The organism is Streptomyces chengmaiensis (genome assembly GCF_029846775.1).
In the GTDB taxonomy this organism is placed as follows: domain Bacteria; phylum Actinomycetota; class Actinomycetes; order Streptomycetales; family Streptomycetaceae; genus Streptomyces; species Streptomyces chengmaiensis.
In genome coordinates, this window is the sequence record NZ_JARWBG010000082.1 from 1 (window position 1) to 20,595 (window position 20,595).

Annotated in this window: 15 protein-coding genes and 1 pseudogene; 13 read left to right on the plus strand and 3 right to left on the minus strand. The window is 72.7% G+C overall.

The window, feature by feature from the left end:
• Positions 1 to 535 precede the first annotated feature (535 nt).
• The 6 genes and pseudogenes from QCN29_RS34370 (at position 536) to QCN29_RS34395 (ending at position 6,799) form a co-directional block, all read left to right on the plus strand.
• On the plus strand, positions 536 to 859 hold the full coding sequence (locus QCN29_RS34370) for an integration host factor, actinobacterial type (RefSeq protein ID WP_240139941.1): 324 nt from the start codon (positions 536 to 538) through the stop codon (positions 857 to 859).
• A gap of 38 nt (positions 860 to 897) precedes the next feature.
• On the plus strand, positions 898 to 1,461 hold the full coding sequence (gene gmk, locus QCN29_RS34375) for a guanylate kinase (RefSeq protein ID WP_240139942.1): 564 nt from the start codon (positions 898 to 900) through the stop codon (positions 1,459 to 1,461).
• A 48-nt stretch (positions 1,462 to 1,509) separates the two neighbouring features.
• Positions 1,510 to 1,782, plus strand: coding sequence for a DNA-directed RNA polymerase subunit omega (rpoZ, locus tag QCN29_RS34380; RefSeq protein WP_005319902.1), 273 nt, complete (start codon positions 1,510 to 1,512; stop codon positions 1,780 to 1,782).
• Between the two features lie 97 nt (positions 1,783 to 1,879).
• Complete coding sequence (gene coaBC / locus QCN29_RS34385; protein ID WP_279933100.1) at positions 1,880 to 3,130, plus strand: bifunctional phosphopantothenoylcysteine decarboxylase/phosphopantothenate--cysteine ligase CoaBC; 1,251 nt, start codon at positions 1,880 to 1,882, stop codon at positions 3,128 to 3,130.
• Positions 3,131 to 3,372: 242 nt separating this feature from the next.
• Positions 3,373 to 4,528: pseudogene (gene metK, locus QCN29_RS34390) on the plus strand (methionine adenosyltransferase).
• A gap of 126 nt (positions 4,529 to 4,654) precedes the next feature.
• A complete protein-coding gene (locus tag QCN29_RS34395) occupies positions 4,655 to 6,799 on the plus strand; it encodes a primosomal protein N' (RefSeq protein ID WP_279933102.1) in 2,145 nt (714 codons plus the stop codon).
• 116 nt (positions 6,800 to 6,915) lie between these two features.
• On the opposite strand, the gene QCN29_RS34400 is transcribed toward QCN29_RS34395, so the two are convergent.
• A complete protein-coding gene (locus tag QCN29_RS34400) occupies positions 6,916 to 7,461 on the minus strand; it encodes a hypothetical protein (protein ID WP_279933103.1) in 546 nt (181 codons plus the stop codon).
• 589 nt (positions 7,462 to 8,050) lie between these two features.
• Here QCN29_RS34400 and fmt point away from each other — a divergent pair.
• Together fmt and QCN29_RS34410 are read left to right on the plus strand one after the other, a co-directional pair.
• Entirely contained in the window at positions 8,051 to 8,995 is a 945-nt protein-coding gene (gene fmt, locus QCN29_RS34405) for a methionyl-tRNA formyltransferase (protein ID WP_279933104.1), read from the plus strand.
• A 38-nt stretch (positions 8,996 to 9,033) separates the two neighbouring features.
• Complete coding sequence (locus QCN29_RS34410; RefSeq protein WP_279933106.1) at positions 9,034 to 10,467, plus strand: RsmB/NOP family class I SAM-dependent RNA methyltransferase; 1,434 nt, start codon at positions 9,034 to 9,036, stop codon at positions 10,465 to 10,467.
• A gap of 20 nt (positions 10,468 to 10,487) precedes the next feature.
• Here QCN29_RS34410 and QCN29_RS34415 read toward each other — a convergent pair whose 3' ends face one another.
• Complete coding sequence (locus tag QCN29_RS34415; protein WP_279933107.1) at positions 10,488 to 12,671, minus strand: MMPL family transporter; 2,184 nt, start codon at positions 12,669 to 12,671, stop codon at positions 10,488 to 10,490.
• 67 nt (positions 12,672 to 12,738) lie between these two features.
• Here QCN29_RS34415 and rpe point away from each other — a divergent pair, with 67 nt between their 5' ends.
• The 4 genes from rpe (at position 12,739) to QCN29_RS34435 (ending at position 17,707) form a co-directional block, all read left to right on the plus strand.
• Positions 12,739 to 13,425 (plus strand): ribulose-phosphate 3-epimerase, encoded by a 687-nt coding sequence (gene rpe, locus QCN29_RS34420; RefSeq protein ID WP_240139950.1) that lies wholly within the window; start codon positions 12,739 to 12,741, stop codon positions 13,423 to 13,425.
• 509 nt (positions 13,426 to 13,934) lie between these two features.
• A complete protein-coding gene (locus QCN29_RS34425; RefSeq protein ID WP_267243631.1) occupies positions 13,935 to 14,978 on the plus strand; it encodes a sugar-binding transcriptional regulator in 1,044 nt (347 codons plus the stop codon).
• Between the two features lie 184 nt (positions 14,979 to 15,162).
• Positions 15,163 to 16,605, plus strand: a complete 1,443-nt coding sequence (locus QCN29_RS34430) for a GuaB1 family IMP dehydrogenase-related protein (protein ID WP_240139952.1) — start codon at positions 15,163 to 15,165, stop codon at positions 16,603 to 16,605.
• Positions 16,606 to 16,831: 226 nt separating this feature from the next.
• Positions 16,832 to 17,707 carry an RNA polymerase sigma factor SigF gene (locus tag QCN29_RS34435; RefSeq protein ID WP_240139953.1) on the plus strand — a complete coding sequence of 292 codons (876 nt, stop codon included), beginning with the start codon at positions 16,832 to 16,834 and terminating at the stop codon, positions 17,705 to 17,707.
• A gap of 191 nt (positions 17,708 to 17,898) precedes the next feature.
• Here the strand turns inward: QCN29_RS34435 and QCN29_RS34440 are convergent, their stop codons facing one another.
• The gene (locus QCN29_RS34440) at positions 17,899 to 18,321 is read right to left on the minus strand and encodes an ATP-binding protein (protein WP_240139954.1); all 423 of its coding nucleotides are present in this window, start codon (positions 18,319 to 18,321) and stop codon (positions 17,899 to 17,901) included.
• 240 nt (positions 18,322 to 18,561) lie between these two features.
• Between QCN29_RS34440 and QCN29_RS34445 the strand changes: the two genes are divergently transcribed.
• Positions 18,562 to 20,595, plus strand: a 2,034-nt coding sequence (locus tag QCN29_RS34445) for a sensor histidine kinase (RefSeq protein WP_279933109.1), incomplete at its 3' end; no start/stop codon positions are given.

Consider the following 20,595-nt stretch of genomic DNA (forward strand, 5'->3'; position numbering starts at 1 on the left):
CCGGCACGCGCGAGGGCGGTTCCGCGGAGGGGCCGGCCGGGACCGCGGCAGGGCAGGCGCCAGGCGAGCCGACGCCGTACGACGCACCCGGCCGGCCAGCCGGGCCTGCGGCGAGGGAGTGCGCACCCCGGTGCGCACTCCCGTGCGCGCCGCGGACCCTCGCGGGCCGCCAGGCGAACACGGCAACGGCCCCCGGCATGGGACCGGCGCATGTGCAGAGGCCGGCTGCCTGGGGAGACCTCCGATGTGCGCCCGGGGAATGCGCCTCGGGCTCTTTTCGCGCCTGCCGTGCCCGTCCGCTTCGACTCCCTTGACAAAAACTTGGCCCAAAATCCGCGCTTTATGTCCTAAATGTCCCGGTCAGGCGATGCTGACCTGGACTTTTCCTCGGTTCTCGCTGACTGGAGCGGCATCGGCCGCTAGTCTCCGACGAAGAGTGAACGTGCACTGCGTTGCTCGTTGCTCGCCTGGTGTGGGGCGACTAGGTTCCTCACCGGTCCGTATCCGACAGTTCGACATCCGAGGTGACGTAGGCGTGGCTCTTCCGCCCCTTACCCCCGAACAGCGCGCAGCCGCGCTCGAAAAGGCCGCCGCGGCTCGCCGGGCGCGGGCCGAGGTCAAGAATCGACTCAAGCACTCCGGCGCCTCCCTCCACGAGGTCATCCAGCAGGGCCAGAAGGACGACGTCATCGGCAAGATGAAGGTCTCCGCCCTCCTGGAGTCCCTGCCCGGCGTCGGCAAGGTCCGGGCCAAGCAGATCATGGAACGGCTCGGCATCTCCGAGAGCCGCCGGGTGCGCGGCCTCGGCACCAATCAGATCGCCTCCTTGGAGCGCGAGTTCGGCTCCACCGGCTCCTGACGTTCTCCGGCGCTCCCGGGAACCTGGATAATCGCTGCATGGCAGCAGAGGCACGTCCGCGGCTGACCGTGCTCTCCGGCCCCTCCGGGGTCGGCAAGAGCACGGTCGTCGCCCATATGCGCAAGGTTCACCCCGAGGTCTGGCTCTCGGTGTCGGCTACCACCCGAAAGCCGCGCCCCGGCGAGCGTCACGGCGTTCAGTACTTCTTCGTCACCGACGAGGAGTTCGACAAGCTGATCGCCAACGGCGAGTTGCTGGAGTGGGCTGAGTTCGCGGGCAACCGGTACGGCACACCCCGCCGTGCCGTGCTCGATCGGCTGGAGGCCGGGGAGCCTGTGCTGCTGGAAATCGATCTCCAGGGGGCCCGGCAGGTCAAGGAGTCCATGCCGGACTCCCGGCTGGTCTTCCTCGCCCCGCCGAGCTGGGAGGAGCTGGTCCGCAGGCTCACCGGCCGCGGCACCGAGTCCCCCGAGGTCATCGAGCGCCGGCTGGCAGTCGCCAGGACGGAGCTGGCGGCCGAGTCCGAGTTCGACACCACCCTGGTCAACACCTCCGTCGAGGACGTGGCGCGTGAGCTGCTAGCCTTGATGGCAGTTGTTTGATCTTTTTCGGATCATTTCATTCTGCACGTTCTTTCGGAAGGCTAGAGAGTGTCCTCTTCCATCACCGCGCCCGAGGGCATCATCAACCCGCCGATCGACGAGCTGCTCGAGGCTACCGACTCGAAGTACAGCCTCGTGATCTACGCGGCCAAGCGCGCGCGCCAGATCAACGCGTACTACTCGCAGCTCGGCGAGGGCCTGCTTGAGTACGTGGGCCCGCTGGTGGACACCCACGTCCACGAGAAGCCGCTCTCGATCGCACTGCGCGAGATCAACGCCGGTCTGCTGACCTCCGAGGCCATCGAGGGCCCGGCCCAGTAAGGCCCGACTTTCACCTCATCCAAGGCCTGGCGGTCGTCCGCCGGGCCTTGGGTGTGTCATGGGGACAGGACACAGCCGAGTGCGGGGAGAGACAGCGGTGGACGAGGCGACAGTGAACGACACGGCATCCGGCGGGGCGGCGGCGGGCAGGCCGAGGGTCGTCCTCGGCGTCAGCGGGGGAATCGCCGCCTACAAGGCGTGCGAGCTGCTGCGCCGGCTCACCGAGTCCGGCCATGATGTGCGGGTCGTGCCGACCGCCTCCGCGCTGAACTTCGTTGGGGCGGCCACCTGGTCGGCTCTCTCCGGGCACCCCGTCTCCACCGAGGTCTGGACCGACGTCCATGAAGTGCCGCATGTGCGCATCGGCCAGCAGGCGGATCTCGTCGTGGTCGCGCCCGCCACCGCCGACGTCCTCGCCAAGGCCGCCCACGGCCTCGCCGACGACCTGCTGACCAACACCCTGCTGACCGCACGCTGCCCGGTCGTCTTCGCGCCGGCCATGCACACGGAGATGTGGGAGCACCCGGCCACCCGGGAGAACGTGTCGACGCTGCGCAGCCGCGGCGCCCTCGTCATCGAGCCCGCGAGCGGCCGACTCACCGGCGTGGACACCGGCAAGGGCCGGCTGCCCGAGCCCGCCGAGCTCTTCGAGGCCTGCCGCAGGGTGCTCGCCCGCGGCGGGGCCGCGACCGTCGCCGACCTGGCCGGCCGCCATGTGGTGGTCAGCGCGGGCGGCACGCGTGAGCCGCTCGACCCCGTCCGCTACCTGGGGAACCGTTCCTCCGGGAAGCAGGGATACGCCCTGGCCCGCGTCGCCGCGGCCCGGGGTGCGCGCGTGACCCTGATCGAGGCCAACACCGGGCTGCCGGACCCGGCCGGGGTCGACGTCGTCCGCGTCGGCACCGCCGTACAGCTGCGGGAGGCCGTGCTGAAGGCGGCGGCCGACGCGGACGCGGTGGTGATGGCCGCGGCCGTCGCCGACTTCCGCCCCGCCGAGTACGCCGGCGGCAAGATCAAGAAGAAGGAGGGCCAGGACCCGGCCCCCCTTTCGCTGGTCCGCAACCCCGACATCCTGGCGGAGATCTCCGCCGACCGGGCCAACCCCGGGCAGGTTGTCGTCGGCTTCGCCGCCGAGACGGACGACGTGCTCGCCAACGGCCGTGAGAAGCTCCGCCGCAAGGGCTGCGACCTGCTGGTCGTCAACGAGGTGGGGGAGCGCAAGACCTTCGGCTCCGAACAGAACGAGGCCGTGGTGCTGGCGGCCGACGGCGGTGAGACGCCCGTGCCGTACGGGCCCAAGGAAGCGCTGGCGGAGATCGTCTGGGATCTGGTGGCCCCACGGCTCTGATGAGCCCGGCGCCACCCGTACGGGCGTGCAGACCCGGGCCGAAACCGACGCTTTCCAGCCGGTCGAGGTCCCATTTGAGGTCCGGTTTTGCGCCGGACCACAGGTCAGGACACTCCCATCGGGCGAGACGGGTTGTCCGTCCGCGGACCGCGGCGGATAAACTGGTCGGCGGACGTCCGGGGCGCAGCCCCTGCCGGTCCAGCCATGATCAGCCAGCAGCCGCTGCAACCCCAGGGAGCGATGTGTCCCGCCGTCTCTTCACCTCGGAGTCCGTGACCGAGGGTCACCCCGACAAGATCGCCGACCAGATCAGCGACACCATTCTCGACGCGCTTCTGCGAGAGGACCCGACCTCCCGCGTCGCCGTGGAGACCTTGATCACCACCGGCCTGGTGCATGTCGCCGGCGAGGTCACCACCAAGGCCTACGCCGACATCCCCACGCTGGTCCGCAACAAGATCCTCGAGATCGGCTACGACTCCTCCAAGAAGGGCTTCGACGGCGCGTCCTGCGGCGTCTCGGTCTCCATCGGCGCCCAGTCGCCGGACATCGCCCAGGGTGTGGACACGGCGTACGAGTCCAGGGTCGTGGGCGCCGCCGCAGGCGAGGAAGCCGACGAGCTGGACAAGCAGGGCGCCGGCGACCAGGGCCTGATGTTCGGCTACGCCTGCGACGAGACGCCCGAGCTGATGCCGCTGCCGATCTACCTGGCGCACCGGCTCTCCCGCCGGCTGTCCGAGGTCCGCAAGAACGGGACCATCCCCTATCTGCGCCCGGACGGCAAGACCCAGGTCACCGTCGAGTACGACGGCGACAAGGCCGCCCGACTGGACACGGTCGTCGTCTCCTCGCAGCACGCCTCCGACATCGACCTGGACTCGCTGCTCGCACCGGACATCCGCGAGTTCGTCGTCGAGCATGTCCTCAAGCAGCTCGTCGAGGACGGCATCAAGCTCGACACCGAGGACTACCGGCTGCTGGTGAACCCGACGGGCCGGTTCGAGATCGGCGGTCCGATGGGCGACGCGGGTCTGACCGGCCGGAAGATCATCATTGACACGTACGGCGGGATGGCGCGGCACGGCGGTGGCGCGTTCTCCGGCAAGGACCCGTCCAAGGTGGACCGTTCCGCGGCGTACGCGATGCGCTGGGTCGCCAAGAACGTCGTCGCGGCCGGGCTCGCGGCCCGCTGCGAGGTCCAGNGACGTCGAGAAGATCGAGCAGGCCATCTCCCAGGTCTTCGACCTGCGTCCGGCCGCCATCATCCGCGACCTGGAGCTGCTGCGGCCCATCTACGCGCAGACGGCCGCCTACGGCCACTTCGGCCGTGAGCTGCCCGACTTCACCTGGGAGCGCACCGACCGCGTGGACGCCCTGCGCGCCGCCGCGGGCCTGTAAGCCGCCTCCCCTGCCACCGGGCCCGGCTCCCGCTCCGCGCGGGGCCGGGCCCCGTGTTCTGCGTGCTCGCGTCGTGCCCCTGCCGGGCCCCTGGCACTGTCAGTCGCCTCTGGTAGGAATGAGGCTGTGAGCAGCGAGAACAAGCGGCCCGAGGAGCCCGCGGGCAGCGGGCCGGAGCAGCTTGCGCTGATTCGGGAGACGGTGCGCAAGGCCAAGGTCCCGAAGGCCAAGCCGCGGACCTGGCGGGGGGCGGCGCTGGCGAAGGAGCTGCCGGTCGCCCGGGTGGTGGTGAACAAGGGCCTGCTCCATCTCGACCAGTACTTCGACTACGCGGTCCCCGAGGAGCTTGACGCCGAGGCACAGCCCGGGGTGCGGGTGCGGGTCCGGTTCGGAGCGGGAGGACACCGGGTCCGCGAAGGGCGGCGCGAGGGCGGCGGCCTGGTCGACGGGTTCCTGATCGAGCGCCGCGCCGAGACCGACTACGGCGGAGCGCTCGCCGCGCTGGCCTATGTGGTCTCGCCCGAGCCGGTCCTCAGCCCCCAGATGCTCGCCCTCGCACGGGCGGTCGCCGACCGGTACGCGGGCAGCCTGGCCGATGTGCTGCAGCTCGCGATCCCGCCGCGGAACGGGCGCGCCGAGTCGAAGCCGTCGCCGGAGCCGCTGCCCGCACCGGAGCCCCCCGACGCAGGCACCTGGCAGCGGTATGGACGAGGTCCGGCGTTCCTTGAATCCCTGGCCGAGGGGGGCGCCCCACGGGCGGTGTGGACGGCGCTGCCGGGGCCGCACTGGCCGGACGAGCTGGCCCGCGCCGTCGCCGCGACGCTCGCCTCGGGGCGCGGTGCGCTGGTCGTGGCGCCGGACGGCCGGCGCGCGGCCCGTGTCGACGCCGCGCTGACGGCGCTCCTGGGGGACGGTCGGCATGCGCTGCTGACCGCGGAATCCGGGCCGGAGCGGCGCTACCGGCAGTGGCTCGCCGTGCGCCGAGGCTCGGTGCGGGCGGTCGTGGGGACCAGGGCCGCGATGTTCGCCCCCGTACGGGACCTCGGGCTGGTCGCCGTCTGGGATGACGGAGACTCCAGCCACAGCGATGAGAACGCACCTTTTCCACATGTGCGGGAGGTTCTCGAACTGCGCGCCACGCACGAAGGGTGCGGATTCCTGCTCGGCGGCGTCAGCTGCACGGTGGAGGCGGCGCAGCTCGTCGAGAGCGGCTGGGCGCTGCCGCTGGCCGCGGGACGCGACCGGGTGCGGGCGGCCGCACCGCTCGTCAGGACCGTGGGCGACACCGATCTGGCGCGGGACGAGGCGGCGCGGGCCGCCCGGCTGCCGAGCCTCGCCTGGCAGGCGATACGCGACGGGCTGCGGACCGGCCCCGTGCTGGTGCAGGTGCCCCGGCGCGGCTATGTCCCCCGGCTCGCCTGCGAGCGCTGCCGGGCGCCCGCACGGTGCGGGCACTGCGCCGGGCCCCTTCAGGCCCCGGACGAGCAGGCGCTGACCTGCGGCTGGTGCGGACGGCACACCGCGGGCTGGCACTGCCCGGAGTGCGGCGGCGCCCGGCTGCGCGCCCGGGTCGTCGGTGCGCGGCGCACCGCGGAGGAGCTCGGCCGGGTGTTCCCGGCCGTCCCGGTGCGCACTTCCGGACGCGACCACGTCCTCGACTCCGTGCCCGGGCGGCCCGCGCTGGTGGTCAGCACCCCCGGCGCGGAGCCGGTCGCCGAGGACGGCTATGCCGCTGCCGTGCTCCTCGACGGATGGGCCATGCTCGGCCGCCCCGACCTGCGCGCGGGGGAGGAGGCGCTGCGGCGCTGGCTCGACGCGGCGTCGCTGGTGCGGGCACAGAGCGCCGGCGGCGTGGTCGTCGTCGTGGCCGAGCCGACCCTGCGGCCCGTCCAGGCCCTGGTGCGCTGGGACCCGGTCGGGCATGCGCAGCGCGAGCTGGCGGAGCGCGCGGAGCTGGGCTTTCCTCCGGTGTCCCGGATGGCTGCGGTCACGGGAGGCGCGGAGGCGGTGGCGTCCTTCCTCGCGGATACGGAGCTGCCGGGCGAGTCGGAGGTGCTGGGCCCGGTGGCGCTCCCGGTGACCCCGCCCGGCCGCCCGCGCCGTCCGGGTGACCCCCCACCCGGCGAGCGCTGGCAGCGCGCCTTGATCCGCGTGCCCCCGGGCAGCGGCGCGTCCCTCGCCACCGCGCTCAGATCGGCCCAGGCCTCCCGCCTGACGCGGGGCACCGAACCTCCGGTCCGCATCCGCGTCGACCCGCCGGACATCGGCTGACGGGTCGTAACCCGCGATGTGGCGTGGGGGGCGTCAGCCCCACCCGTGCCGAGGGCCGGCGGGTTGGGACAGACGGCTGCCCCCGGCACGGAGGGCGGGGGCAGCCGGGGGAGGGGTCAGCCGTTGCGCGGGCCGGGGAAGGCGCTCGGGCGTGCCTCCTCGCGGAGGGATGGACCAGTGGCCGCCGTGGGCTGCGGCGGCATCGGACGGGAGGCGGGCACCGCGGCCATGCCCGTGCCGCCGCCCACCGGCAGCGGCCGGGTACCCGCGTCCCCGTTGTGGTCGGCGGCGGCAGCGCCCGTCTGCTGCGCGGCGGCCCGGCGTGAGCCGTACCGGCGGTGGACCGCCTGCTTGGTGACCCCGAGCGCCGAGCCCACCGCGTCCCACGAGAAGCCCAGCGAGCGGTCGAAGTCCACCGCCGCGGTCACCAGCGTCTCGACGCTGTCCCGGAGTTCCTGGGCGAGTCGGACGGTCGGGGCCGGCGCCCTGCCGTAGACGACGAAGCCCGTGGACGGGCCGGAGCGGCGCGGACGGTAGACGTTTCCCAGCTGGGCGGTGAGCGTCCGCAGGGCGTCCACCTGCCGGCGGACCCGCTCGATGTCCCGCACCAACAGATGCAGGCTGGCCCGGGCTTGGGCGTCGTGGGTTGCGTGGTCGGCCATTGACAAGCCTCTCGAACCGGCGTTGAAAAGGGGTCGGGCCGCATCAGGGGCGGCCCGCTTGGGTCAATCTGTCTTGACCAACGCGGCACCTGGGGAAGTGGTCACGGTGCAGGGGCGTGTGCGTATACGCGCAGGGCGCGCGGCCACCCGTACGCCCCCATACCGGGGCTCGGCCCAGGACCCCGTGCGGGGGCTCCGCCCCGGCCCCCGGCCTCGATATCCCCCGGGCTGCCTCCCCCGGACTCCTCCTCAGCCGGCCTCCCCGGACTCCGTCCGGGTGCTCCCAGGGGCCCCGGAGGCGCCCCCAGGCGGGGCTGGAAATCCAGCCTCCCCTGGGGGCGCTTCCCGGACCGGGGGAGCCTGAGCACACGAGGTGGTGGCCTTACGGGGCGCTGGGGGGCCTGCCCCGGTTCCGGGAAGGGGAGGGGCCGGGGAAGGGTCCGCCGGACACATCCTCCGGGCTCGCTCCCTCACCGTCGCCGGCGGGACCGCCGGGCTCTCCTCACGCGGGCCCGCACATAGACTGGTGTGCTGCTCGTCTTTCCACGCTCCAGCCCGGGAGCCCAGCCTGAGAGGCAGTCAGCCACCGATGAAGCTCGTCTTCGCCGGCACCCCCGAGGTCGCCGTACCCGCCCTGGATGCCCTGATCGCCTCCGACCGGCATGAGGTGGCCGCCGTCGTCACCCGGCCCGACGCGCCCGCCGGACGCGGGCGGCGGCTGGTCGCCAGCCCGGTGGCAGAGCGTGCCGAGGAGGCGGGCATCGAGGTGCTCAAGCCGGTCAGGCCGCGGGACGAGGCGTTCCTGGCGCGGCTGCGCGAGATCGCGCCCGACTGCTGCCCGGTCGTGGCGTACGGTGCGCTGCTGCCCAGGGCGGCGCTGGACATCCCCGCCCACGGCTGGGTCAACCTCCACTTCTCGCTGCTGCCCGCCTGGCGCGGCGCCGCGCCCGTCCAGCACGCCATCCTCGCCGGGGACGAGATGACCGGCGCGTCCACCTTCCAGATCGAGGAGGGGCTGGACTCCGGCCCGGTCTACGGGGTGATCACCGAGCATGTGCGGCCGTCCGACACCAGCGGCGATCTTCTCACCCGGCTCGCCTTCGCCGGCGCCGGGCTGCTCGCGGCGACCATGGACGGCATCGAGGACGGAACCCTCAAGGCCGTCCCGCAGCCGTCCGAGGGCGTCTCCCACGCGCCGAAGATCGCCGTCGAGGACGCCCATGTGGACTTCGCGGCCCCCGCGCTCCGCGTCGACCGCGTCGTACGCGGCTGCACCCCCGCCCCCGGCGCCTGGACGCTGTTCCGCGGCGAGCGCCTCAAGCTGATCCAGACGGCGCTGCTTCCCGACCGCACGGACCTCGCCCCGGGCCTGTTGGACGCGGGCAAGAACCAGGTGTTCGCGGGCACCGGCTCGCACGCCGTGGAACTGCTCTGGGTGCAGCCGCAGGGCAAGAAGCCGATGAAGGCGGCCGACTGGGCCCGCGGTGTGCGCATCGCCCCCGGTGAGAAGCTCGGCACGGCCGACGTAGGCTGAACCCGTACGTTCGCACCATCGTCACAAGCGGAGCACCTTTGAGCGAGCAGCGCCGTCGCCGCCCCCACAAGCCCTACCGCCGGCCGAAGAAGGACCCCGTGCGGATCCTCGCCTTCGAGGCCCTGCGGGCCGTCGACGAGCGTGACGCGTACGCCAATCTCGTGCTGCCGCCGCTGCTGCGCAAGGCACGCGAGGAGGAGGGGTTCGACGCACGGGACGCGGCGCTGGCCACCGAGCTGGTGTACGGAACGCTGCGCCGTCAGGGCACCTACGACGCGATCGTCTCCGCCTGTGTCGACCGGCCGCTGCGTGAGGTCGACCCCCCGGTGCTGGACGTGCTCGCGCTGGGCGCGCACCAGCTGCTGGGGACGCGCATCCCCACCCACGCGGCGGTGTCGGCGAGCGTGGAGCTGGCGCGCGTGGTGCTGGGCGACGGGCGCGCGAAGTTCGTCAACGCGGTGCTGCGCAAGATCGCCCAGGACGACCTGGACGGCTGGCTGGAGCGGGTCGCCCCGCCGTACGCCGAGGATCCCGAGGACCATCTGTCGGTCGTCCACTCCCATCCTCGCTGGGTCGTCTCCGCGCTCTGGGACGCCCTCGGCGGTCCGCGCGAGGGGATCGAGGATCTGCTGGAGGCGGACAACGAACGCCCTGAGGTGACCCTGGTCGCCCGCCCCGGCCGGGCCGCGCCGGCGGAGCTGCTCGATGTCCTCGGCGACAAGGCGGCGCTGCCGGGCCGCTGGTCCCCGTATGCCGTGCGGCTGGCCGAGGGCGGTGAGCCGGGTGCGATCGACGCCGTGCGGGAGGGCCGCGCGGGCGTGCAGGACGAAGGCAGCCAGCTCGTCGCGATCGCCCTCGCCAACGCCCCCCTCGACGGCCCCGACGCCCGCTGGCTCGACGGCTGCGCGGGCCCCGGCGGCAAGGCGGCGCTGCTGGGCGCGCTCGCGGCGGAGCGCGGCGCGTTCCTGCTGGCCGCCGAGAAGCAGCCGCACCGGGCGCGGCTGGTGGCGCGGGCGCTGGCCGGCAACCCAGGCCCGTACCAGGTTCTCGCCGCCGACGGCACCCGCCCGCCGTGGCGGCCCGGAACCTTCGACCGCGTGCTGGTCGACGTCCCCTGCTCGGGCCTGGGCGCGCTGCGCCGGCGGCCCGAGGCCCGCTGGCGGCGTCGCCCCGAGGACCTCGAGGGCTTCGCGCCCCTTCAGCGGGCGCTGCTGCGCGAGGCGGTCGCCGCCGTGCGCGTCGGCGGGGTGGTCGGATACGCGACCTGCTCGCCGCATCTCGCCGAGACCAGGGCCGTCGTGGAAGACGTCCTCAAGGGCCGGGGCGGACCCGCCGTCCACGCCGAGCAGCTGGACGCCAGGCCGCTGCTGCCGGGCGTGCCCGCGCTGGGGGACGGTCCGGACGTCCAGCTGTGGCCGCATCTGCACGGCACGGACGCGATGTATCTGGCCCTGCTGCGGCGCACCGCCTGATACGGCCTCGTCCTTGCGGTTCAGCCGTTCGCGGACACCTCGGGGTCCGGTCCCCGCGCCAGCCGGTGCGGCCACCACACCGTGTGGCCCACGTCCAGGAACAGGGATGTGACCAGCACCGACCGTACGACGAAGGTGTCCAGCAGCACGCCGAGGGCGACCGCGAAGCCGATCTCCGCGAAGGCGACCAGAGGGAGTGTGCCCAGGGCCGCGAAGGTGCCGGCGAGGACCAGACCCGCGGAGGTGATCACGGCGCCGGTGGCGGCCAGTCCCGTCACCACCCCCGGTTTGGTGCCCTGGATGCCGGCTTCCTCACGGATGCGTGTGGTGAGGAAGATGTTGTAGTCGATGCCCAGCGCCACCAGGAAGACAAAGACGAACAGCGGGAAGTCGGTCGACTCGCCCGCGTAGTCGAAGACGTACCGGAACGCCAGCGCGCTCAGCCCCAGCGCCGCGGCGAACGAGAGCACCACCGTCGCCATCAGCAGCAGCGGGGCGATCAGCGAACGCAGCAGCGCAATCAGCACCAGCAGCACGACCAGCAGGACCAGCGGCATCAGCAGGATGTTGTCGTGGGCGGTCGCCAACTCCATGTCGAGCAGCGCGGCCGTGCCCCCGCCCACCTGCGCGTCGGCGTCCGGGACGGCGTGCACCGCGTCCCGCACCCGCTCGACGGTGTCCTGGGCGGCCTGGCTGTCGGGCGGATCCGTCAGGGTCGCCTCGAACAGCACCCGGCCCTCATGCTCCGGAGCGGTGCCGGGCGGGACGCCGATCGACGCCGGCACGACCCCCGGATCGCGCGCGACCGTCTCGGCGACCTCTCTGGCCTGCGGCGCGTCGGAGGTCACGACCAGCGGGTCGCCGCTGCCTGCGGGGAAGTACCGGGCCTGGATCTCCTGACCCGCGATCGAGTCGGGCGTGTCGGTAAAGGAGTCGGCGTTGCTGATGCCCTCGGCCCGCAGCTGGGTCAGCCCCAGCGCGAAGGCCGCCAGCACCACCGCCGTCGTCGCCCACACGGCCCGGGGCCGATGCGCGATCCGGCGTCCGGTGCGTGCCCAGAAGCCGCGCTCCGTCGGCTCCGGCGAGCCGAAGTGCGGGATCACCGGCCAGAAGATCCAGCGGCCGAAGATCACCAGCAGTGCGGGGAACAGCGTCAGCATCGCCAGCAGCGCCACGGCCACCCCGATCGCGGCGACCGGGCCAAGGCCGCTGGTGGAGTTCATCTCCGCGAACAGCAGCACCAGCATGCCGAGGATCACCGTGGAGCCGCTGGCCAGCACCGCCGGGCCGGCCCGGTGCAGGGCGAGCGCCATAGCCTCGTGCCGGTCCTCGTGGCGGCGCAGTTCCTCCCGGTACCGGGCCACCAGCAACAGCGCGTAGTCCGTGCCCGCGCCGAACACGAGGACGGTCAGAATGCCCGCACTCTGGCCGTTGACCGTCAGATCGGCATGCCTGGCCAGCAGATAGATCACCGCCTGGGCGGCCAGCAGTCCGCACACCACCGAGAACAGCGGCACCAGCAGCAGGGTGGGGCTCCGATAGGTGATCAACAGCATCACGATCACCACGGTCATGGCCGCGAACAGCAGCGTCGAGTCGATGCCCTCGAAGGCGTTCGAGAAGTCGGCCGCGGTGCCGCCCGGACCCGTGACGTACACGGAGAGCCCGCCCGTGCTGACCCCGGTCACCGAGCGGATGTCGTCCACCGCGGGGCCGATCCGCTCCCAGCCCTTCTCGTCCATGGTGATCGGCACGAACACCTGTGCGGCGCGCGGGTCGGGCTGCCGGTCGTACACGGGCCCGCGGATCTCGTCCCCGCGCACCCCGTGTGCCCGCAGCTCCTCCAGCGCGGCCACATCCTGGCCGATGCGGGCACGGTCGGTGGCCGTCAGCCCGTCCTCCCTGGCATACAGCACGATCGCCGGGATGACCTCCGGGCGGAACTCCTCGGACTCCTCCAGCACCTGCGTGGACTCGGCGCTGCCGGGCAGCCAGGAGGCGGCGTCGTTGTCCTGGACGTCGTTCAGCCTGGCGGCCAGCGGGGCGGCCAGCACGACCACCGCCAGCCACAGCACCACCACGGCCCATTTGGTCCGGCGGCCGCAGACGACGGGGGCCACGCTCCGGTGCGGCCGCCGCGGACGCGGCGGCGGCACGCCTGCCGCCGAGTCCGCCGGTTCCTCCGCGTCGCTCGCGTCGCTCATATGGCCTCCAGCGGCCCTGCGCCCTCCCGACGCCGAGAGGCCACGGGGAACATGGCAGGCTTGGCCCATGGCCGTTCAGATCAATCCCAGTATCCTCTCCGCCGACTTCTCCCGCCTGGCGGAGGAGGCGAAGGCCGTCGAGGGCGCCGACTGGCTCCACGTCGACGTCATGGACAACCACTTCGTGCCGAATCTGACGCTCGGCGTGCCGATCGTGGAGTCCCTCAGCCGTGCGACGGACACTCCGCTGGACTGCCATCTGATGATCGAAGACCCCGATCGATGGGCGCCGCAGTACGTCGAAGCAGGGGCCGGCTCCGTCACCTTCCACGCCGAGGCGGCGGCCGCGCCGGTACGTCTGGCCCGGGAGATCCGGTCCAAGGGCGCACGCGCGTCCATGGCGCTCAAGCCCGCGACGCCCATCGAGCCGTACGAGGACCTGCTGCCCGAGCTGGACATGCTGCTGGTCATGACCGTGGAGCCGGGCTTCGGCGGACAGGCGTTCCTGGACATCATGCTGCCGAAGATCCGCCGAACCCGGGAGCTGATCTCCAAGCACGGCCTGGAGCTGTGGCTGCAGGTCGACGGCGGCGTCTCGGAGGCCACGATCGAGCGCTGCGCGGAGGCCGGCGCGGACGTCTTCGTTGCGGGCTCCGCGGTGTACGGGGCGGAGGATCCGGCCGCGGCGGTGCGGATGCTGCGCGAGAAGGCGACCGGGGTGACGGCGTCGGCGGCCTGGGCCTGCGCCCACTGAACCCGGGGCTCCGCCCCGGACCCCCGCGCCTGAATCTCCCCCAGCTACCTCCCCCGGACTCCGTCCGGGGGTACCCGTGGGCATCTCCCAGCGCAGCCGGGGCAGGCGACCGGGGGAGACCGAGGACACGGCCGGAGGCAGTGCCGGAGGTGGAGGTGCCTCCCCGCGTCCTGGGCACGTGGGGGCCGGTCCCCCCACGCCCCCAGGACAGGGCGCAGGACACGGCGCATGTTCCGGCCCCGCGGCCGCCCGCGCGCGGCATGCGCCCGGGCGGCCGCGGGCTGAGTCGGCGTTCGGGTGCGCGACCCCGTGCGCCCAGGTGTCCGCACGGCCCGCAGAAAGGGGCGCTCGCGGAGGCGTAACGTCGATGGGGCATAGGGTCGGTGTGACATCCGGCCATCGGGGCGTGCGCCCGCGCGGCCCGGCGGCCGCCGAGCTTGTTCAACCGTTGTTGGCCCACCAGGGCTGATCAAGGACCACCGGATCTGACAGGATGACGGGTCCGGAGTGTGTACAGCAGTGAGGAGATCGCCGTGTCTGCCATGTCGGCGGGACGGCCGGCCCTGCGGATGGGACCCGCGGAGCTGGTGCAGGCGGCGGCCATGGCCCGCCGCTTCTACCTCGAGGGCAAGTCCAAGATCCAGATCGCGGAGGAGTTCGGCGTCAGCCGCTTCAAGGTCGCGCGGGTTCTGGAGACGGCGCTCGAACGGGACCTCGTGAGGATCGAGATCCGTGTCCCGGCGGAGCTCGACGCGGAGCGGTCCGACGCGCTCCGCTCCCGCTACGGCCTGCGGCACGCGGTCGTCGTGGAGACCCCCGCGGAGGGCGCCGACGAGTCGCCCGACCCCGAGAACCTGGGCGAAGTGGCCGCTGACCTGCTCGGCGAGCTGGTCACCGAGGGCGATGTGCTGGGCCTGGCCTGGGGTCGGTCCACCATCCACATGGCAGCGGCCCTGGACCGGCTCCCCCCGTGCACGGTCGTACAGCTGACCGGCGTGTACGACGCGGGCACGGCCGAGCGGGGCTCGGTCGAGGCGGTGCGCCGCGCCGCGCAGGTCTCGGGCGGCGAGGCCCATCCGATCTATGCGCCGATGCTGCTGCCCGACCCGGCGACCGCGGCGGCGCTGCGCAACCAGACCGGCATCGCGCGGGCCTTTGAATACTTCGACAAGGTCACCGTCGCCGCCGTGTCCATCGGCTCCTGGGAGCCGGGGATCTCGACGGTGCACGACATGCTCAGCGACGAGGAGCGGGCCCACTACGCCTCGCTCGGCGTCGCCGCCGAGATGTCCGCCCACCTCTTCGACAAGGACGGCCGCCGAGTCGGCCGCGACCTCGGCGAGCGCTGCATCACGGTCGAGGCGGACCGGCTGCGCCGCATCCCCGAGGTGGTGGCCATCGCCGGCGGCCAGCGCAAGGCGGAGGCCATCGGCGCGGTGCTGCGCTCCGGACTGGTCACCAGCCTGGTCACGGACACCGCGGCGGCGGACCGGCTGCTGACCGCGCCGCCGCCCCCGCGACCGGCCCTGGACCGCGCAGACCCGGACGACTGACCGGTCGGCCGATCCGGGCCCGCCCGGCACGGAGGGCTTTGGAGGATCTGCCGATGACCCCCTGGCTGAGCTGGAGTTTTCTCCTGCGCTGTGCACTGTCGTCGCCATGGGAGAATGAAGTACGTGCGTTTTCCCCGGCTGTACTGTCCGGGGGCCAACTCCGAACGACTGGGATGTTCAGCACGTGCGTTTCCTCAATGACCTGAAGCCGCCGTACGACCTGACGTACGACGATGTGTTCATGGTGCCGAGCCGCTCGGCCGTGGGTTCCCGCCAGGGCGTCGACCTCTCCTCCCCGGACGGCACCGGCACCACCATCCCGCTGGTCGTCGCGAACATGACCGCCATCGCGGGCCGGCGGATGGCCGAGACCGTGGCGCGCCGCGGCGGCCTCGTCGTCATCCCCCAGGACATCCCGATCGATGTCGTCACCGATGTCACCTCCTGGGTCAAGACGCGGCACCACGTGCTCGACACCCCGATCGTGCTCACGCCGCACCAGACCGTCGCCGACGCGCTGTCGCTGCTGCCGAAGCGGGCGCACGGCGCGGGCGTCGTCGTCGACGAGAACCACCGCCCGGTCGGCATCGTCACCGACCACGACCTCACCGGCGTCGACCGGTTCACCCAGCTCTCCGAGATCATGTCCACGGATCTGCTGGAGCTCGACGCGGACATCGACCCGCGCGAGGCCTTCCACGTCCTGGACGCCGCCAACCGGCGCTACGCCCCCGCCGTCGACGCGGACGGCCGTCTCGCCGGCGTGCTGACCCGCCGCGGCGCCCTGCGCGCCACCCTCTACACCCCGGCCGTCGACACCGCGGGCAAGCTGCGCATCGCCGCCGCCGTGGGCATCAACGGCGATGTGGCGGGCAAGGCCAAGCAGCTGCTCGAGGCCGGTGTGGACACGCTCGTGGTGGACACCGCGCACGGCCACCAGGAGAACATGATCTCCGCGCTCAGGGCCGTGCGCGCGCTCGACCCGCAGGTGCCCGTCGTCGCCGGCAACGTCGTCGCCGCCCACGGCGTGCGCGACCTCATCGAGGCGGGCGCCGACATCGTCAAGGTCGGCGTCGGGCCCGGCGCCATGTGCACCACCCGCATGATGACCGGCGTGGGCCGCCCGCAGTTCTCCGCCGTGCTGGAATGCGCCGCCGAGGCGAAGAAGCACGGCAAGCACGTCTGGGCCGACGGCGGTGTGCGCCACCCGCGCGACGTCGCCATGGCCCTGGCCGCCGGCGCCTCCAACGTCATGATCGGCTCCTGGTTCGCCGGTACGTACGAGTCCCCCGGAGACCTTCAGCAGTCCGCCGACGGCCGGCTGTACAAGGAGTCGTTCGGCATGGCCTCGTCGCGCGCCGTGCGCAACCGCACCAGCGAGGAGTCCGCCTACGACCGCGCCCGCAAGGCGCTGTTCGAGGAGGGCATCTCCACCTCCCGGATGTTCCTCGACCCGGCCCGCCCCGGTGTCGAGGACCTGATCGACTCGATCATCGCGGGCGTCCGCTCCTCCTGCACCTACGCGGGCGCGGGCTCGCTCGAGGAGTTCGCCGAGCGGGCGATCGTCGGCGTCCAGAGCGCCGCGGGTTACGCCGAGGGCAAGCCGCTGCACGCCAGCTGGAACTGACGCCTCTGCGGCCCCCGCGCCTCGCGGTCGTCCGCTGCTGTGCCGGCCCCTCGCGTCCGACGCGAGGGGCCGGAGTCCGTCCCGGGCCGTTCCGGCCGTCGGCGCGCCCCGCCGGAACGGCCGGCCCCGACGGCACGGGTCCGGCACGGGCGTGCATGAACAGGCATGGGCGGGGAAAGGCTGGGTAGGCGCGCCCTGCATTGGCCACAAAGCAGGGGAGGACGAAGTGTCCACGGCGAGCCCGGTTCCGACCGAACTCACCCAGCCTGGAACACACCGCCCGAACATGGCGGAGCTGGATCTTCCGGTGGTGGAGAATCCGGCAGAGGTCGCTCCCCAGGACGCCCGCGAGATCTCCAAGCTCTTCTTCGAGCGCCTCGACACCGTGGTCGAGGGAACCCACGAGCACCAGTATGTGCGCAACACGCTCATCGAACTGAACCTGGCGCTGGTCAAGTACGCCGCCGCCCGCTTCCGCAATCGCTCCGAGCAGATGGAGGACATCGTCCAGGTCGGCACCATCGGGCTGATCAAGGCGATCGACCGCTTCGAGCTCAGCCGGGAGGTGGAGTTCGCGACCTTCGCCGTCCCGTACATCGTCGGCGAGATCAAGCGCTTCTTCCGCGACACCAGCTGGGCCGTCCATGTGCCGCGCAGGCTCCAGGAATTGCGGATCGACCTGGCGAAGGCCGTCGACGAACTCTCCCAGAACCTGGACCGCACCCCGACCACCGCCGAACTCGCCGAACACCTCGGCATCGAGGAGGAAGAAGTCATCGAGGGCGTCGTGGCGAGCAACGGCTACACGGCCGGCTCCATCGACATGCCCATGGAGGACGCCTCCGACCACTCACCCGCACCGCTGGCCGACCGACTGGGCGGGCCGGACGCGGATCTGGAGACGGCGGAGAACGTCCAGGCGCTCAAGCCGCTGATCCAGGAGCTCGACGACCGGGACCGGAGGATTCTGCGGATGCGTTTCGGGGAGGAGATGACCCAGTCGGAGATCGGCGAGGAGCTGGGGGTCTCCCAGATGCATGTGTCGCGGCTGCTGACGCGGATCACCTCCAGGCTCCGGGAAGGGCTGCTGAAGGCGGACTGAGGCCCCGACGCCGTACTCGCCGAGCGCCGGCCCCCGGCTCCGTCCGGGGCTCCACCCCGTATCCCCGCGCCTCAGACGCCGGCGGGGTTCGATCGGGCTTGGGCCGACCCCGGCTTCGTGATGGGCTCCCTCGGGGCGTAGGGGAGGGAGGGACAGGGGAGGCCTCCGCCGGACGCGCTGGGCCGCGGCCCTCAGACGGCCGTCGCCGGTTCCGCCGCCGCGGCGGGCGCGGGACGCAGCCAGGTGGCCTGAACTCGCTTTCCGTACGGCAGCGGACGGACCTCCACCTGCCCGGCGAGCCGCAGCACCATATGCCAGCCGAAGCCGCCGCCGCCCGCGAGGTCGGGCTCGCGCGGCACCGGGAGCAGCGGACTGGAGTCCTCCATCTCCACGGTCAGCGCGTCCGCTCCGGCCGACAGGTGCAGTCGCCACCACCCCGCAGTGTGGCGGGCGACGTTGGCGACGAGTTCCGATACGACCAGCAGGACGGCGTCGGCGTCCGCCCAGGGGCAGTTCCGCAGCACAAACGCCGCGGCGGCCTGGCGGGCGGCCACGCTGTCCTCGTGCGGCGACGCCTCGATCACCACATGTGCTTTAGCTGCTTCTGCGTTCATCACGGCTCGCCTACCCAGTTGCCGCGTTTCTATAGTCGCGCGCACTTTACGCGATCGACGCGCGCGCCGACGCGGCACGGTGGCCGGACGGCGACGCGGATCGGAGGGCGAGGCGGCCGCGGTTCACCGCCGCGGTTACCAGAAGGAACGTTGCACTGCGGATATCCCGTCGCGTAGCTTGACTGCCCCTACCTCAGGGTAACCGCCCTTATTCAGCCATTCCTTGTCCCCGGGGGGACCATGCGCCGGCGTCTGAGCCGCCCCACGATCCGCGGACGGATCGTGACGCTCACCGTCATACCGGTCATCGCTCTGCTGGCGCTGTGGAGCTTCGCCATGGTGTCCGTGACCGGAGACCTGAGGGCTCTGATCCGGCTGCAGGGCGTGTACGAGACCTTCGGCACACCGGTCGACACGGCCGTCGGGCAGATCCAGATCGAGCGCCGCATCTCGGCCGCGTATCTGGGTGAGGGCCGGGACGGTCAGGACGGCACGGCCTCCGTCGCCGCCCTGACCGAGCAGCAGCGCGCCACCGACCGGGCCGTGGCGGCCATGCGGGAGGCCATCCGGGACGAGGAGCGGCGCGACGCCCTCTCGGACCGCCAGCGCCGGTCCCTCGACACGATGGACGAGGCCGTGGACGGCCTCGAAGCGCTGCGGCAGCAGGTACTGGCCCGCAAGCTCAGCTGGGACCGGGCCGTCGAGGAGTACACGGCCGTCGTCGAGCCCGCCTTCGACGTCCAGTCGACGCTCACGGCGCTCCAGGCGGGGCAGCTCGCGCGGGAGGCGCAGGTCGTCATCGAACTGGTGCGGGTGCGGGAGTTCGTCTCCCGAGAGGACGCGCTGGTCGCCGGAGCACGGGCGGCAGGCGGCATCGCCGATCGCCAGTACGACGCCCTCACCGCCACCGTCGAAGACCGGCGGGTCTTCCACCGCACCTACGTCCCCGACCTCCCCCGGGACTCGAGGCAGCTCTTCGAGGAGTTCGAGCGGAGCGCGGAGTACCGGGCGCTCACCGCGGGCGAGGACGCGCTGCTGAGGGCGGGCGCGTCGGGTGCGGGCGAGGCCATGGCGGAGGACTCCTGGCGCACTGCCACGGACCGGGCGGTCAAGCGGTATATGCAGCTGTGCACCGAGGCGGCGCTGAACAGCGCGGACCGCGGGCGAGCCTTCGCCTACCGCGAGATGGTCAAGGCCGCGGTCGTGGGCGGGCTCGGGCTGCTGGCGGTCGGACTGGCCGTGTGGTTCTCCGTCCGCTCGGGACGGCGGATCTCCCGCCGGCTGGAGGAGCTCCGGGATGCGGCGGATCTGCTGGCGTCCCGTCAGCTCCCGGACGTGATGCGCAGGCTCAGCGAGGGCGAGGACGTCGACGCGGCGGAGGCCGCCCCGCCGCTTGACTTCGGCGGGGACCGCGACGGACGGCCGGGGCTCGACGAGATCGACGAGGTCGGCCGTGCGCTGAACACCGCACGGCGCGCCGCGGTGGAGGCGGCCGTCAGACAGGCGACCCTGCGGCGCGGGGTCTTCGCCGTGCTGCTCAACATCGCCCGCCGCAACCAGGCGCTGGTGCACCGCCAGGCCAAGCTCGTCGACACCCTGGAACGCAGGACGGACGACCCCGACACCCTGGAGGACCTCTTCCGCATCGACCATCTGACCACCCGGATGCGACGGCACGCCGAAGGGCTGATCATCCTCTCCGGCGCGACGCCCGGACGGCGCTGGCGCGCGCCGGTGCCGGTGGTCGACGTCGTGGGCGCGGCGGTCGGCGAGATCGAGGACTACGCGCGCGTGGTGGTGCCGCCGATGCCGGACGTGGGCGTGGCGGCGGAGGCGGTCGCGGACGTCGTGCATCTGATCGCCGAACTCGTCGAGAACGCGACGGTGTTCTCCCCGCCGCACACCCAGGTCACGATGCGGACGGGACAGGCGCAGGGCGGCTTCGTCCTGGAGATCGACGACCGGGGCCTCGGCCTCGACGAGAAGGAACGTGCGGCGGCGCACCGCACGCTCTCCCGCCCGGGCGACTTCGACCCCGCCCAGGACGACCGCCTCGGTCTGTACGTGGTGGGCCGCCTCGCGGAACGCCACGGCATCTCGGTGACCCTCACCAACTCCCCTTACGGCGGCACGACCGCGGTCGTCCTGCTGCCCCGCGAGATCCTGTCCACGTCGGCCGACGCCGCCGCCCGGGGCGACGAGGCGGCCACGCCGCCGCGTCAGGCGCCGGTGCTCGGCGCGGCGCGCGGCCACGCCCCGCCCGCACGCGACGCG